We start from the raw sequence: 14692 nt of genomic DNA, 5'->3' as shown, positions 1-14692 counted from the left end.
GAGACTTCTGACGAGATAAAGGAAACACGGCGAAGCATGAGCCGATGTTGACTTATCGTAGGAGGAAGGCGTAAATTTGCTAGTCGCTAGGAGCTGCAGCTGGACAAAGAAAAGCGGAAGCGACTGTTCAGCGACATACATATTTTTATAGTAAAGCTGAACAGCTAGGACGCGCCGTTCAGGCGCAACGCTGTTCTAACTGATACCCTGTTGACTTATCGTAAGCAAAAGTCTTAAAATAGCTAGGCAAAGAAGAATAAATGCCTGTCAGGGAGAAATCTGCACTAAAAGATTTCTTGCTGTAGATATGTTTATAAAGGTTATAAATAATATAAAGGGAGCGAATTTCCAATGTTGCAACAATCTAAGGAAGAATTACAGGAGATGTCACTTATTGAGCTTGCTTTTCAAATTTTTGAAGCGAGAGGGGAAGCAATTTCTTTCCAGGATTTAATCGATGAGATGGGTGCCAATTTAGGTTTATCCAAAGATGAAATGCGAGAGAAAATGGTTCAGTTTTATACAGATTTAAATATAGATGGAAGATTTATGACACTTGGTGAGAATCGTTGGGGACTTCGCGAATGGTATCCTATTGATCAAATCGATGAAGAGGTTGTTATGCCAACAAAGCCTAAGAAGAAAAAGAAAGCGAAAAAAGCGAAAGATGAAGATGAACTACTTGAGGATTTGGAAGAAGAGGAACTTGATTATGATCTAGAAGATGAAGACCTTCTCGATGATGAGGAAGAGGAAGAGGATGAAAGCCTTGAAGCCCTACGGGAAGAGGAATTTGAAGAAGACGATGAATTCGACGACGATCTTCTTGAAGATGATGATAAAGACTATGATTTAGATGATGATGAGGAAGAAGAGGAAGAAGAAGAGGAAGAGGAAGAGGAATAATCCATCTGACTTCCCTAAAATTATTAAGTAATATTTTTTGAGCTCCTGAATAAGGACTGTTTTTTATAACCCAACACGTTCCAACTGCACAATTGTAGTGGGACGTTTTTGTTTTTAAAGGAAATAGGAGGGGCTTACTACCTTAACTCTTGCCAATCATGTAGGTCGATACCATTAAAGATATTAAAGGATCAAAGGCTTATAATATATGGTGAGGAATTAATTGGTGAACGTCATTGGCGTCATATGAAATTAATAATGCCAATCAGAAAAATGGGATTATTTACTCTGACTTTAGTCTAGAGTTACGTCTCGTTGAAATGTTGAAATCGCAAAATCGACCTTGGTTCAAACAAGGCCAATTTCTTAACTTCCGTCCAACATACCCATTATTTTATTGTTGCTTAAAAGTAATTATGAATAAAAAATTCAAAACAGCCATTTTTGTTCAATGAGTTTGCGCAAAAATGGCTGTTTTTATAGGATAAGGAATGGGGGAATTTGCCCATTTAGGAGGCAGCAAGAGGTTCCATCCTGACCGGTGCTACGACTGGAAATCGCGTACTTAGCTATCCCTTAAACCAAATGCCTTTCGCTTTTTCTTAGTATTCGGACAAGATCTCGTCTAATACAAACTTAATAGAGGTGTAAATATATAGGCCTCCTAATAAAGAGGGGAATCCGACTCTCTCTCCATCTTCATTGGGGATTAATGGTTTTATTACATAAGTGTTTATATGAACATCCGCTAAATCTTGAAGCTGTTGGCTATCTACCTTTTTGATACCAGAAACAGCTACAAAGGGTATATCATTTTCTTGAAGCTGTTCCGCTAATTGGTTAGCCTCCTGATCATCGGAGAAACGTGTGAAAAGTAAAACACGGTCAGTTGCTTTAAGTTCAGTGGGATCTTTTAAAACTTGGACATTTTGTAAAGCTTCTTGACCATGGGTTGCTTCGATCACAACACCTTCCATTTCTCCAAAGCCTTTTATATAAATGACTCCTTCTCCCGCAGAAGCTTGCGCTAATAGTCTCGCTCCATCTTCGATTGAATAAGCTTCCTTATCCATAATTCGGTTGAAAAGTCCTGATAATTGGGTAGTAAACATTTTCTGCATGCTAAAATTTGCTCCTTTCCCTATTCCTTTTCCCATTATACTGTTGAAATATGAAGAAAAAAAGCCGACCGCTCGGAAAAAAGGGGATTTTTGAAGGACTAAGTAAAATAAACATAGAATACTATCAAGTGTTACTGAATTTATATCTTAATATCTTAAGTGAAAATATGGAGAGGGAGATTAAATGACAAAAAAAATATTAATTGTCGACGATCAATTTGGTATTCGCATTTTGCTAAATGAAATTTTACAAAAAGAGGGATATCAAATCTATCAAGCTGCCAATGGACCAGAGGCGCTATCCATCACAGAAGAGCATAATCCAGACCTCGTATTATTAGATATGAAAATTCCCGGCATGAGTGGCCCGGAAATATTAGCCGAAATGAAAAAGATGGATGCTGGTATTGGAGTTATCATAATGACGGCATATGGGGAACATGAAATGATAAAAAGTGCCCAGAAATTAGGTGTTGTTGCACACTTTTCTAAACCGTTTGATATTGAAGATGTTCGTAAGGCGGTAAAAGAATACCTATTTGGAGGCAATACCGAGGATCATTTAGGAAGTTAGGTATATTATTCCAATAATAAAATCGTTGGTAATAAATAAGTGAATTTGGTATGATAGGAAAGGAAGAAAACTAACCTTTAGGATATAGTCCTAGAAAAGCACAGCAGTGCGCAGTTTAACCCAGAGGAGGAAGAAGCAATGCCATTAGTTTCTATGACTGAAATGCTTAATAAAGCAAAAGAAGAAAAATATGCAGTAGGTCAATTCAATATTAATAACTTGGAGTATACACAAGCAATCCTTCAAGCTGCAGAAGAAGAAAAATCACCTGTTATTCTAGGTGTTTCTGAGGGTGCAGCTCGTTATATGGGTGGCTTTAAATTTGTTGTGAAAATGGTTGAATGCTTAATGGAGGAGTACGGAACAACTGTACCTGTGGCAATCCATCTAGATCATGGTTCTAGTTTTGAAGCATGTGCGAAAGCTATCCATGCTGGATTCACTTCAGTAATGATCGATGCTTCTCACGATCCATTTGAACAAAACGTTGAAACAACCGCTAAGGTCGTAGAACTTGCGCATTTCCATGGGGTATCGGTTGAAGCTGAGCTTGGTACTGTTGGTGGACAAGAAGATGATGTATCAGGAAGCATTATTTATGCTGATTCACAAGAATGTGCAGAGTTGGTTGAACGTACAGGTATTGATTGCTTGGCACCAGCATTAGGTTCTGTTCATGGACCTTACAAAGGTGAGCCAAATCTCGGATTCAAGGAAATGGAAGAGATCGGAAAATTAACAGGCATGCCATTAGTTCTCCATGGCGGTACAGGTATCCCAACTGAAGATATTCAAAGAGCAATTTCCTTGGGTACTGCTAAAATTAATGTGAATACAGAAAACCAAATTTCTTCTGCCAAAACAGTACGTGAAGTGTTAGCAGAAAATCCAGATCTTTACGATCCACGTAAATATCTTGGACCAGCACGTGATACCATTAAAGAAACTGTTATTGGTAAAATGCGCGAATTTGGTTCCGCTGGAAAAGCTTAATTTAAACCGAAAACGCTAGGAACAGGAGCTAGACACGAAATCACAGGGTACCTTTAACGGTGATACGAGGAAGAGACATACTGTGCTTTTCGTTGGATCAGTTTTTAAACGAACTTTGGCTAATTGCGCGTCATGGCGCAACCCCGATGGGGCTTAGAACTGATTAAAGGCTAGCTCCATTTATACTTATTTTTAGAAAACGAATTGACGATGGTGGCCGCTCGTTATAAGGGCGGTTTTCATTGTCCTTCCTTCAACGTTATCGCTCCTATTTAATGTTCTACAGAAAAAGATAGTTAATCTATTAATTGGGCCTCATATAATGAATTGATTACACAAATGTTAAAAATTACTACTTTTTTACATGTTTCGCCAAAATTCGTATATAATACTATATAACACTAGACCTGCAAGTAGCAGGTCCCAAAGGCATGCAACAGGATGTTGCGAAATTAGCCTTTGATCCTTAGGCCTACAGGATGTAGGTCACAAAGGCGTTGCAACAGGATGTTGCGAAATTAGCCTTTGATCCTTATTAATCGTGAGAAAGGACGACTAAGATGGAAAAGCTTAAAATTGCAGGTGGTTATCCTTTAAAAGGTACGATTAAAGTAAGTGGGGCTAAAAATAGCGCCGTTGCCTTGATCCCTGCGACACTCTTGGCTGAGTCGCCTGTGACAATAGAGGGCCTACCTGATATTTCAGATGTTCATACTTTAAAGGCATTGCTCGAAGAAATTGGGGGCGGTGTTCAATTTGATCAGGGAATTATGACGGTAGATCCTACGAATATGGTCTCAATGCCTTTACCAAATGGAAAGGTGAAAAAATTAAGAGCTTCTTATTATATGATGGGAGCAATGCTGGGGAGATTCAAAAAGGCTGTAATTGGTCTTCCAGGTGGGTGTCATTTAGGACCGCGTCCCATTGATCAACATATAAAAGGCTTTGAATCCCTTGGAGCAAAAGTTACAAACGAACAAGGGGCTATTTATTTACGGGCAGATGAGCTTCGTGGTTCACGCATTTATCTAGACGTTGTTAGTGTTGGAGCAACTATTAATATTATGTTGGCTGCTGTCAAAGCAAAAGGACGTACTATTATTGAAAATGCAGCTAAAGAACCAGAAATTATTGACGTAGCAACACTTCTAACAAATATGGGAGCGAAAATCAAAGGCGCGGGGACAGATGTCATCCGAATCGATGGTGTGGAAACATTAAATGGTTGTCGCCATACAATTATACCTGACCGTATTGAAGCAGGTACATACATGATTTTGGCTTCAGCAGTAGGCGAGGGAGTCCTTATTGATAATGTGATTCCTCATCACCTGGAATCTTTAACAGCCAAATTGCGAGAAATGGGCGTTCAAGTAGATGTTGGAGATGATCAAATCTTTATTGGTAAGGGAGATAAGTTTAAGCCGATTGATATTAAAACTCTTGTCTATCCTGGTTTTCCGACAGATTTACAACAACCATTAACGGTTCTATTAACAAAGGCTGAAGGTTCCTCCATTGTAACTGACACAATTTATTCTGGACGATTTAAGCATATTGATGAATTAAGACGGATGAATGCAAATATCAAAGTAGAAGGCCGTTCGGCTATTATTAATGGTCCGTCTGAATTACAAGGTGCAAAAGTAAAGGCATCCGATCTTCGGGCTGGTGCCGCTTTGGTTATTGCTGGCTTACTTGCTGATGGGGTTACAGAGGTATCAGGTCTAGAGCATATCGACCGTGGATATAGTGGATTGGTCGAAAAGTTAAATGGACTTGGTGCAACCATTTGGCGTGAGAAAATGTCAGAAGAAGAAATGGAACAAATAAAGAACGCATAGGTCTATATAACTTGAGATAGTTGGCGTTCCTTACTATAGGAAGTGATGAACTTTGTCGCTCATCCTTAAAACGCATAAGTTATTAAAAAGAATGCATGAAATTGAATATATAGAGTATAAATAGTCATTAAAAAGGGGAGTCTGAGGTATGAAAAAGACTCCCTTTGCAAGTTTTACCAATTCCGTGTAATATAGAGACATCTTCAAAGCATCCTACTCTTCATTGTGTAGCTAACTAGCATCCTTCCCATATATCAACAAGAGTATTATTTTATGAGTTGAATGAATCGTTGTATTTGTCTTTATTATTTTTAATATTTTTCGAAATTAAAAAAGTGTGGTGTCATAATGGCGGATTTAAATATTTCCTTACTTGAGGATATGAAGTTAAAAGAATTATATGAATTAGCTAAGGAATATAAAATTTCTTATTACAGTAAGTTAACAAAAAAAGAATTGATTTTTTCAATTTTGAAGGCTCGTGCTGAACGAGAAGGCTTTTTCTTTATGGAAGGTGTTTTGGAAATTATTCAATCTGAGGGGTTTGGTTTTCTAAGGCCGATTAATTATACAGCTAGCTCAGAAGATATTTATATTTCAGCTTCGCAAATTCGTCGTTTCGATTTAAGAAATGGTGATAAAGTCTCCGGTAAAGTTCGGCCTCCGAAAGAAAACGAACGTTATTTTGGATTGCTTCATGTCGAAGCGGTCAATGGAGAAGACCCTGAAAGTTCAAAGGAACGCGTTCATTTCCCTGCGCTTACTCCTCTTTATCCTGACCGTCAGATAAAATTGGAAACGACCCCAAGCAATCTATCAACAAGAATCATGGATTTGGTTTCACCTGTAGGTTTTGGTCAACGGGGCTTAATTGTTGCTCCACCGAAAGCAGGAAAAACAATGCTATTGAAGTCGATTGCCAATTCTATTACAACCAATCACCCGGAAGCAGAGTTAATTGTATTATTGATAGATGAACGGCCTGAAGAAGTAACTGATATTGAACGTTCGGTTGATGCTGATGTGGTTAGTTCGACATTTGACGAGGTACCGGAAAATCATATTAAAGTAGCAGAGCTGGTATTAGAAAGAGCAATGCGACTAGTGGAGCATCGGCGAGATGTAGTCATTTTGATGGATAGTATTACACGATTGGCCCGTGCCTATAACTTAGTGATCCCGCCAAGTGGACGAACTCTCTCGGGGGGGATAGATCCTGCTGCATTTCACCGTCCGAAACGCTTCTTTGGCGCGGCACGAAATATTGAAGAGGGTGGAAGTTTAACCATTCTAGCAACTGCACTTGTCGATACAGGCTCAAGAATGGACGATGTTATTTATGAAGAGTTTAAAGGTACAGGAAACTTAGAGTTGCATCTGGATCGCTCGCTGGCAGAAAGAAGAATATTCCCTGCCATTGACCTTCATCGTTCTGGAACAAGAAAAGAAGAACTACTTATTCCAAAGGAGCAATTGGATAAACTTTGGAAATTGCGTAAAGCGATGTCAGATACACCGGATTTTATGGAAAAATTCATGCGCAAATTGAAGAAGTCTAAAACGAATGAGGAGTTCTTTAATATGCTTACTGAAGAATTAAAAACACGGACAAACAATAAAACATTAGTGTAAATCATATGTTTTTCAGTTAAAATATAATTCTCATTTCCTTAATGGAAGCATTACTTTGATAGTAGAGAAATTGTTTCCAATAGAAATTCGTCGAAAATAATTGCATTCTAAATGCAGTGTTGATATAATAAAAAATGTGTTTTTATTGCATAATATGAACACAAGTTTTTCGGATTGTAATTTAACTCTGTTTCAGCAAATGATTCAGGGCATAAGGAGCTGAAAAGAATGAAAGCAGGAATTCATCCAGAATATAAAAAAGTTATGGTTAAATGTGCATGTGGAAACGAATTTGAAAGTGGTTCTGTAAAAGACGCAGTACGAGTTGAAATTTGCTCAGAATGTCATCCATTCTACACAGGACGTCAAAAATTTGCTTCTGCAGATGGACGTATTGACCGATTCAATAAAAAATACGGCCTTAAACAAAAATAAGAGCTGTAGATTAAAAAACAGGCAAGTACCTTTGCCTGTTTTTTTAATGCTAAAAAATGAAAAGAATAACATAGAAACGAAAAAGCAACTTTAATCATAATACTAATAAGAGTGCTTTAGTTGCTGAAGAGGGAGGAGTTTTAACTTCATGGAAATGATGAAGCAATTAGGCTGGATAGAGGTTGTTTGCGGAAGCATGTTCTCAGGGAAATCAGAGGAACTAATCCGTCGCGTGCGCAGAACGATATTTGCCAATCAAACTGTTCTTGTGTTTAAACCTCAATTAGATGATCGCTATAGCATAAGCGAAGTAGTCTCTCATAATGGAACAGCAATTATGGCGGAAACGATCATGTCTCCTACAGATATACTTCGCAGAATTGATGAAGGTACAGATGTGATTGCAATTGATGAGGCACAGTTTTTTGATGAGAGTTTAGTGCCGATTGTACAACAATTAGCAAACCAAGGTCATCGGATTATTATTGCCGGATTAGACCAGGATTTTCGCGGAGAGCCATTTGGACCAATGCCTAAATTAATGGCGATCGCTGAGCAAGTAACCAAGCTTCAAGCTGTTTGCGTAGTATGTGGTTCACCTGCTAGTCGTACCCAACGGTTAATTAATGGCAAACCGGCTTATTATGAAGATCCAACTATTATGGTAGGTGCTGCTGAGGCCTATGAAGCACGCTGTCGCCATCATCATGAAGTTCCTTCAAAACAATCCTCACCTACATATAACCGAGCACTTGAAAATCAGGAAGAGACTATCTAGTCACTAAAATGAAAGAATATGGACGTTATGATGTTGGGAAACAGCAGCCGAATTCGGTTTTTCCGTGGAATGGTTTGCTTTGAACCAGGTCAACGTTATATTATAGTAATCATGGAAGCCAATTTTTGAGGTGAAAAACATGTTTGATAAATTGCAATCTGTTGAAGAACGATATGAGAAGTTAAATGAGTTATTAAGTGATCCAGAAGTAGTTAGTGATTCTGATAAATTAAGGGAATACTCAAAAGAACAATCCAGTATTGCAGAAACAGTTGAAGTATACCGAGAATACAAAACAGCACAAGAAGAATATCAAGATGCTAAAGACATGTTAGATGACAAACTAGATGATGATATGAGAGAAATGGTCAAAGAAGAAGTCAATGAGCTTCAAGAAAGGCTTGGCAGCTTGGAAGAACGATTGAAAATCCTTCTTATTCCAAAAGATCCAAATGATGATAAAAACGTCATTATGGAAATTCGTGGGGCTGCTGGCGGGGATGAGGCAGCATTATTTGCAGGTGACTTGTATCGGATGTATAGCCGTTATGCAGAGGCGCAAGGCTGGAAAACGGACGTGATTGAATCTCATTCAACCGGCCTTGGAGGTTTTAAAGAAATTATCTTTATGATTTCAGGGAATGGCGCTTTCTCGAAATTAAAATATGAGAATGGAGCTCATCGAGTTCAACGTGTTCCTGAAACGGAATCAGGTGGACGAATTCATACATCTACATCGACAGTAGCTGTTCTTCCAGAAGCAGAAGAGGTGGAAGTAGATATACATGAAAAAGATATTCGTGTCGATACTTTCGCTTCTAGTGGACCAGGGGGACAAAGTGTTAACACTACTATGTCAGCTGTACGTTTAACACATATTCCGACAGGGATTGTGGTCTCTTGTCAGGATGAAAAGTCACAAATTAAAAATAAAGAAAAAGCGATGAAAGTTTTACGTGCTCGTATTTATGATAAATTCCAACAGGAAGTCCAAGCAGAATATGATGCCAACCGGAAATCAGCCGTAGGTTCTGGAGATCGTTCTGAACGAATTCGTACTTACAATTTCCCGCAAAATCGAGTAACAGATCATAGAATTGGTTTGACGATCCAAAAGTTAGATCAAATTCTAGAAGGGAAGCTGGATGAAGTAATTGATACCTTGATCATTGAAGATCAATCGAAAAAGCTCGAGAGTGTGGAAGAATAAATGGAAACAAAAAAAGTATTTGAGGCCCTGAAATGGGCTTCTTCTTGTTTAAAGAAACATAATCGAGATGAGAATGCTGGTGAATGGCTCTTACAGTGGATTTTAAATGTAGATAGATCAAAATTGTTAGCGGAACAAAGAATGCCTTTAACAGAGGACCAATGGCTGCGTTTTGAACAAACAGTTACGCAACATGCTCTTGGTAAGCCGATTCAGCATATTATGGGCTATGAAGAATTTTATGGGCGTAAATTTAAGGTGAATAAGCATGTGTTAATTCCCCGTCCAGAAACAGAAGAATTAATCGAGGCTGTATTACACAGAATCAGTAATTTTTTCCCTGAAACAAGGGATTTAAGATTAGCGGATATTGGGACAGGTAGTGGCGCCATAGCCATTACCATGAAACTAGAATGCCCTGGATTAGAAGTACTCGCAACCGATATCTCTCAAGATGCTTTAAATGTAGCGAAGGAAAATGCGCATACATTGGGGGCGAATATCCATTTTCGACAAGGGGATTTACTTGAGCCCCTTATACAAGCAGGTGAAAAACAGGACATTATATTATCTAATCCACCTTATATTCCAGTGCACGATGTTCTTGATGAAGTTGTTCAGGAACATGAGCCAGCTTTGGCTTTATTTGCTGGGGAAGATGGTCTTGATTTTTATAGAAGATTCGCTTTGGATTTGCCAAAAGTCATTCAAGGCAAGGCGTTGATTGCCTTTGAAATTGGAGCGGGACAAGGAGAAGCAGTTGTTGCCTTGATGAAAAGCATCTTTCCAACAGCGCTCACGGAAACCCTATGGGATATTAATGGAAAGGATCGCATTGTCATCGTTCAATGCAAACCCTAGGACTCCAGGATGTAGTCAGAACGGCGTTGTGCCAGGATGGCACGCCTTTAGCCGTTCATCCTTTGTTAAAAAGTTTGTACGTAGCTAATCAGTCGCCTGCGCTTTTCTATGTGTCTAGCTCCAGTCTCCAGCATCTAGCAAATTAACGTTTTCTTCCTACGATAAGTCAACATCGATTCACCCTTTCGGTTCATCGTGTTTCCTATATCTCCGGCCTACAGGATGTAGGTCAGAACGACGTTGCGCCAGGACGGCACGCCTTTAGTCGTTCATCCTTTGCTGAAAAATTTGTACGATGCTAAGCGGAGACTTCCGCTTTTCTATGTATATGATTCTATTTTTCTGTCTATACTGCATTTGTAGAGGGGGCAGTTAGAAATGAAAAAGGAATATATGAAAAAAAGATTCTATCAAAAAAATATTGCGTGGATGTATATATTAGTTTTAGTGATGGGGACTGTAGTAAGTTTAGTTTTACCAAAATTGGATGTAGCACAGGCAACAGATCCTTTAGTAATACCTGATGAAGCGATTCGTTTACGTATACTAGCGAATAGTGATAAAGAAAAGGATCAAGCGGTTAAAAGGGAAATACGCGATGCTGTAAACGAAGAAATTAATGGATGGGTGGCTGAATTAACTTCACTTGAAGAAGCTAGGGAATTAATGATCTCACGTTTGGATGTCATTGAAGAAATTGCGAATCAAAAACTAAATGAAGCCAATATAGATAATACTGTACAAGTAGACTTTAATGAAGCGCAGTTTCCGACGAAACTCTATGGACAATATCTTTATCCGGCGGGAACATATGAAGCGATTGTGATTACAATCGGAGAAGGAAAAGGTGCGAATTGGTGGTGTGTACTTTTTCCGCCATTATGTTTTTTAGACTTCTCTAATAGTTTAGCTGTAAGTGAAGGTGTAGAAGAAACGGTTGAAGAAGAGAAAACAGAATCTTCAACTGAGGAGGAAACGGAAGTTCCTGAAAAGCAAGAGAAAGTTGAAAAGAAAGACAAAGGGCAAGATGAAGATAAAGAGCAGGACAAAGATAAAGATAAGACCAAAGGGCAAGAGAAAGATAAAGAAGGGGATCATACGGATAAAGAACCAGAGTCGGATATAGAGGGGTCTGGGGATAACGAAGAAGTTGTGGATACTGAAACAGAAACAGATATTGTAGTCAATCAAGAAGATGAAGTGGAAGTGAAGTTTTTCCTAGTTGAATTATGGGATAAAATCTTTTGAAAGTCTCTCTATGGAGGGATTTTTCTATGAATAGATAGGGGATTATTCGCAAAAAGAAATAAACCACTCTATTGTAAAAAAACTTGCTTTCTTTATCGCATTTGCACTGATAAACTAGTGGTGAGCAGAATTGGTTTGACTTTATTATATGTGGATAAACTCAGGTAACATAAGTTGTGGAGTAGAATAGTATCTTGACTTTGCATTAGAAAAGGTATTTTTAGTTGATTTGTTAAGAAAGTTTTGCGTTTAGGGCATACTTATGCACATAATCAACAGGAGTTATCCACTAGGAATGAACTAGTTATCCACAGATGGGGATAACTAGTTCGCCTTTTTAATATTGATGAATGAAGAAAGACAAATATAATGGTCTTTATAGTTTGAATAGAAATGGGGAACAAATTATGAACACAAACTATTGGCCTGTGGATAGTAATGTGGATAATATTGAAGGTTATCCACGGATTGCTGAGGCTGCGCAGTATATACGGGATAATCAAATAGTAGCTTTTCCGACCGAGACAGTGTATGGGTTGGGGGCAAATGCACATTCAGATGAAGCGGTAGCTCAAATTTTCAAAGCTAAAGGGAGGCCTGCTGATAATCCACTGATTGTCCACATTGCTGAATATCAACAGTTAGAAAAGCTGGTAGCAGGAATATCTAAGCAGGCGAAACTGTTGATAGATGCTTTTTGGCCGGGCCCCCTCACCCTAATTTTTCCAAAAAGTCCTGGGGTTTTATCTGATTTAGTCACAGCGGGGTTAGATACTGTAGCGATTCGCATGCCAAGTCATCCAGTTGCACTTGCCTTAATTCGGGCATCAGGCCTTCCTATAGCAGCGCCCAGTGCAAATCGTTCCGGGAAGCCGAGTCCAACAACTGCTCTCCATGTTCAACAAGATCTTAATGGAAAAATCGCGGGGATTGTAGATGGTGGAGCAACAGGAGTTGGCCTTGAATCAACGGTGTTAGATTGCACAGGTGAGGTACCGGTTATTTTGCGGCCTGGTGGAATTACCAAGGAAGAATTAGAAAGTGTTGTATCAGATAAAATTGAAATTGCTTCGAATTTACTAGAAAAAACGGATGCACCGAGAGCACCAGGAATGAAATATAAACATTATTCGCCCAGTGCTCCACTCTATTTGGTGGATGGGGAAGTAGATTGGATTCAAAGTTTAATTAATGAAAAACGTAAACAGGGTTTAAAGGTAGGTGTACTTGCTTCAAGTGAAACAAAACAAAAATATCAAGCTGACCTTATACTTAATGTTGGTAGTAGAAAACAGCTTGATCAAGTGGCACACCAACTCTATTACACCTTAAGGGAATTTGATCAGTCTCATGTTGATTTTATTTACTCAGAAGTATTTCCGCAATTAGGTGTGGGGGTAGCGATTATGAATCGACTTGAAAAAGCGGCTGGACATCATTGGCTAATTCAAGACAAGCAAGACTGATGATTATAATTTAGTATTCGGTTTATCGCGTGGGAAATATAAAACGATAAGCCGGTCAAGCAAATGGAATAGGCGAGACTCTTGATGGAAGTAAGAGAGCGGAAGGGCCGAGCTTGAGTAGACTTGATACTCGCCCGCGGAAAGGGAGCATATGCCATTTGCGTCATTCAAAAACTATAACTTATTCCACATTATTTTCCGACTATCCTAAATTATATTCTTTGTTCACTAATTTTTATCTCCTAACTACCTTCTAGTTTTATCCCTTCCCGCATATCTTTCCTTTAGAGGCATGTCCGAGGGGAAAGGGGAAATTAGGGTGCTTGCAGAGATTGTGACAATTGTGATCATGGCTTTTGCGGTTAGTATGGATGCTTTTTCGATATCTTTAGGTATGGGTGTATATAAAATCAGACTTAGACAGATTTTTTATATTGGGATAGTCGTCGGTATCTTTCACTTATTAATGCCCTTAATTGGAATATTTGCTGGGCATTTATTGTCAGGTACCTTTGGAGAGATTACCATATATATTGGTGGGCTTTTACTTATTATATTAGGACTGCAAATGGTTCTAACTATATTTCGATCTGATGATAGCTCGGTTATCCCTGTTGGCTGGGGGGTATTCCTTTTTTCTTTCTTAGTAAGTATAGACAGTTTTTCGGCGGGCTTGAGTCTCGGTATCTTTGGAGCAAAGGCGGCGCTAGCTGTCATTTGCTTTTCCACTATGTCGATCGGATTGACTTGGAGTGGTTTATTGATTGGGCGAAAAATGCAAAATATGTTAGGAATGTACGGCGAATTATTAGGCGGAATTATCCTAATTGCTTATGGAATTAAGCTATTAGTTCCTTTTCCGTGGTAATTCATAGTGTTGAAATGTTGAAGAAAAATACAATTGTTTTTGCTGTCTTTGACTAGTTACATAAGTTAGGAACTTGAAGTTAAATCATCCGAACCGTTGGAAGTTTTTTGTCTTTCTCCGGCTTCGGAATATTTGCTATGTTTTGAATAAATGGATCTCACTTTTTTCTGATCTAACTGGAAAATGCTGTCTTTTTTTCTGGAAGTATGGGATAATTTTTACAAAGTAATATACGGCCTTTTGGCCTATGTTTTTAAAAGGATATTTGTCATGTATAAAATTTGGAGGGATCATACAGTGAACGGTTGGAAAGTTCTCTTTATTTGTACTGGTAATACTTGCCGTAGTCCAATGGCAGAAGCTATTTTTAATCATAAATGGGGAAAGAAAGGGGTAGCGAAATCTGCAGGTTTGTTTGCGATGGAAGGCGAGAGTGCAGCCCAGAATACAATTCAAGTTTTACAGGAAAATGGAATTGAATGCATGCATCAATCCAAAGGATTGAATAAAGATGACTTAGATTGGGCTACCCATGTTTTTACTATGACGACTGGGCATAAAGATATAGTTATGAATTCCTATCCAGCTTATGCTGATAAAATTTTTACATTAAAAGAATTTCTGGGAGAAGACATAGGTTCTCTTGATGTAGTAGATCCATATGGGGGAGATGGAACAGTTTATCAAATGACCTTTACGGAATTAAATGAGTTGATTGGCAGAATGTTTAAGGAGTAACGAGATCTTACTATT

At 38.5% G+C, this 14692-nt stretch carries 15 protein-coding genes; 14 read left to right on the top strand and 1 reads right to left on the bottom strand.

Annotated elements, in window-relative coordinates:
• Positions 1 to 351: 351 nt before the first annotated feature.
• Both rpoE and J2Z23_RS12300 read left to right on the top strand, forming a co-directional pair.
• Positions 352 to 906 (top strand): DNA-directed RNA polymerase subunit delta, encoded by a 555-nt coding sequence (rpoE, locus tag J2Z23_RS12305; protein WP_057996005.1) that lies wholly within the window; start codon positions 352 to 354, stop codon positions 904 to 906.
• 236 nt (positions 907 to 1142) lie between these two features.
• Positions 1143 to 1361, top strand: coding sequence for a hypothetical protein (locus J2Z23_RS12300; protein WP_064468829.1), 219 nt, complete (start codon positions 1143 to 1145; stop codon positions 1359 to 1361).
• A 147-nt stretch (positions 1362 to 1508) separates the two neighbouring features.
• On the opposite strand, the gene J2Z23_RS12295 is transcribed toward J2Z23_RS12300, so the two are convergent.
• Positions 1509 to 2027 (bottom strand): DUF2529 domain-containing protein, encoded by a 519-nt coding sequence (locus tag J2Z23_RS12295; protein ID WP_057996065.1) that lies wholly within the window; start codon positions 2025 to 2027, stop codon positions 1509 to 1511.
• A gap of 184 nt (positions 2028 to 2211) precedes the next feature.
• Here J2Z23_RS12295 and J2Z23_RS12290 point away from each other — a divergent pair, with 184 nt between their 5' ends.
• From J2Z23_RS12290 to J2Z23_RS12235, 12 genes are all read left to right on the top strand, one after another.
• A complete protein-coding gene (locus J2Z23_RS12290; protein WP_057982669.1) occupies positions 2212 to 2601 on the top strand; it encodes a response regulator in 390 nt (129 codons plus the stop codon).
• 138 nt (positions 2602 to 2739) lie between these two features.
• Positions 2740 to 3594, top strand: coding sequence for a class II fructose-bisphosphate aldolase (locus J2Z23_RS12285; RefSeq protein ID WP_057982667.1), 855 nt, complete (start codon positions 2740 to 2742; stop codon positions 3592 to 3594).
• A 560-nt stretch (positions 3595 to 4154) separates the two neighbouring features.
• Positions 4155 to 5441 carry a UDP-N-acetylglucosamine 1-carboxyvinyltransferase gene (locus J2Z23_RS12280; RefSeq protein ID WP_057982665.1) on the top strand — a complete coding sequence of 429 codons (1287 nt, stop codon included), beginning with the start codon at positions 4155 to 4157 and terminating at the stop codon, positions 5439 to 5441.
• 348 nt (positions 5442 to 5789) lie between these two features.
• Complete coding sequence (rho, locus tag J2Z23_RS12275; RefSeq protein ID WP_057982664.1) at positions 5790 to 7073, top strand: transcription termination factor Rho; 1284 nt, start codon at positions 5790 to 5792, stop codon at positions 7071 to 7073.
• Positions 7074 to 7301: 228 nt separating this feature from the next.
• Positions 7302 to 7508 (top strand): 50S ribosomal protein L31, encoded by a 207-nt coding sequence (gene rpmE / locus J2Z23_RS12270; protein WP_057982661.1) that lies wholly within the window; start codon positions 7302 to 7304, stop codon positions 7506 to 7508.
• A 148-nt stretch (positions 7509 to 7656) separates the two neighbouring features.
• A complete protein-coding gene (locus J2Z23_RS12265; RefSeq protein ID WP_064468830.1) occupies positions 7657 to 8286 on the top strand; it encodes a thymidine kinase in 630 nt (209 codons plus the stop codon).
• A gap of 139 nt (positions 8287 to 8425) precedes the next feature.
• On the top strand, positions 8426 to 9496 hold the full coding sequence (gene prfA / locus J2Z23_RS12260) for a peptide chain release factor 1 (protein ID WP_057982658.1): 1071 nt from the start codon (positions 8426 to 8428) through the stop codon (positions 9494 to 9496).
• A complete protein-coding gene (gene prmC / locus J2Z23_RS12255) occupies positions 9497 to 10357 on the top strand; it encodes a peptide chain release factor N(5)-glutamine methyltransferase (RefSeq protein WP_064468831.1) in 861 nt (286 codons plus the stop codon). It begins immediately after the preceding gene.
• A 378-nt stretch (positions 10358 to 10735) separates the two neighbouring features.
• Positions 10736 to 11605 carry a stage II sporulation protein R gene (gene spoIIR, locus J2Z23_RS12250; RefSeq protein ID WP_128738691.1) on the top strand — a complete coding sequence of 290 codons (870 nt, stop codon included), beginning with the start codon at positions 10736 to 10738 and terminating at the stop codon, positions 11603 to 11605.
• Between the two features lie 407 nt (positions 11606 to 12012).
• Positions 12013 to 13071 (top strand): L-threonylcarbamoyladenylate synthase, encoded by a 1059-nt coding sequence (locus tag J2Z23_RS12245; protein WP_064468896.1) that lies wholly within the window; start codon positions 12013 to 12015, stop codon positions 13069 to 13071.
• A 313-nt stretch (positions 13072 to 13384) separates the two neighbouring features.
• Positions 13385 to 13939: a manganese efflux pump MntP gene (locus tag J2Z23_RS12240; RefSeq protein ID WP_082881488.1), complete on the top strand. Its 555-nt coding sequence runs from the start codon at positions 13385 to 13387 to the stop codon at positions 13937 to 13939.
• Positions 13940 to 14236: 297 nt separating this feature from the next.
• Positions 14237 to 14677: a low molecular weight protein arginine phosphatase gene (locus J2Z23_RS12235; RefSeq protein ID WP_238456226.1), complete on the top strand. Its 441-nt coding sequence runs from the start codon at positions 14237 to 14239 to the stop codon at positions 14675 to 14677.
• Positions 14678 to 14692 lie beyond the last annotated feature (15 nt).

The sequence above is a fragment of the Lederbergia galactosidilytica genome, assembly GCF_017873565.1.
Classification (GTDB): domain Bacteria; phylum Bacillota; class Bacilli; order Bacillales; family Bacillaceae_C; genus Lederbergia; species Lederbergia galactosidilytica.
Note: the sequence above shows the minus strand (reverse complement) of the source record. Positions and strands in the feature narration are given on the sequence as shown.

Coding starts and splice junctions, on each gene's coding strand:
- rpoE (WP_057996005.1), top strand. CDS start 352: ATGTTGCAACAATCTAAGGAAGAATTACAGGAGATGTCACTTATTGAG.
- J2Z23_RS12295 (WP_057996065.1), bottom strand. CDS start 2,027: ATGCAGAAAATGTTTACTACCCAATTATCAGGACTTTTCAACCGAATT.
- J2Z23_RS12290 (WP_057982669.1), top strand. CDS start 2,212: ATGACAAAAAAAATATTAATTGTCGACGATCAATTTGGTATTCGCATT.
- J2Z23_RS12285 (WP_057982667.1), top strand. CDS start 2,740: ATGCCATTAGTTTCTATGACTGAAATGCTTAATAAAGCAAAAGAAGAA.
- J2Z23_RS12280 (WP_057982665.1), top strand. CDS start 4,155: ATGGAAAAGCTTAAAATTGCAGGTGGTTATCCTTTAAAAGGTACGATT.
- rho (WP_057982664.1), top strand. CDS start 5,790: ATGGCGGATTTAAATATTTCCTTACTTGAGGATATGAAGTTAAAAGAA.
- rpmE (WP_057982661.1), top strand. CDS start 7,302: ATGAAAGCAGGAATTCATCCAGAATATAAAAAAGTTATGGTTAAATGT.
- J2Z23_RS12265 (WP_064468830.1), top strand. CDS start 7,657: ATGGAAATGATGAAGCAATTAGGCTGGATAGAGGTTGTTTGCGGAAGC.
- prfA (WP_057982658.1), top strand. CDS start 8,426: ATGTTTGATAAATTGCAATCTGTTGAAGAACGATATGAGAAGTTAAAT.
- prmC (WP_064468831.1), top strand. CDS start 9,497: ATGGAAACAAAAAAAGTATTTGAGGCCCTGAAATGGGCTTCTTCTTGT.
- spoIIR (WP_128738691.1), top strand. CDS start 10,736: ATGAAAAAGGAATATATGAAAAAAAGATTCTATCAAAAAAATATTGCG.
- J2Z23_RS12245 (WP_064468896.1), top strand. CDS start 12,013: ATGAACACAAACTATTGGCCTGTGGATAGTAATGTGGATAATATTGAA.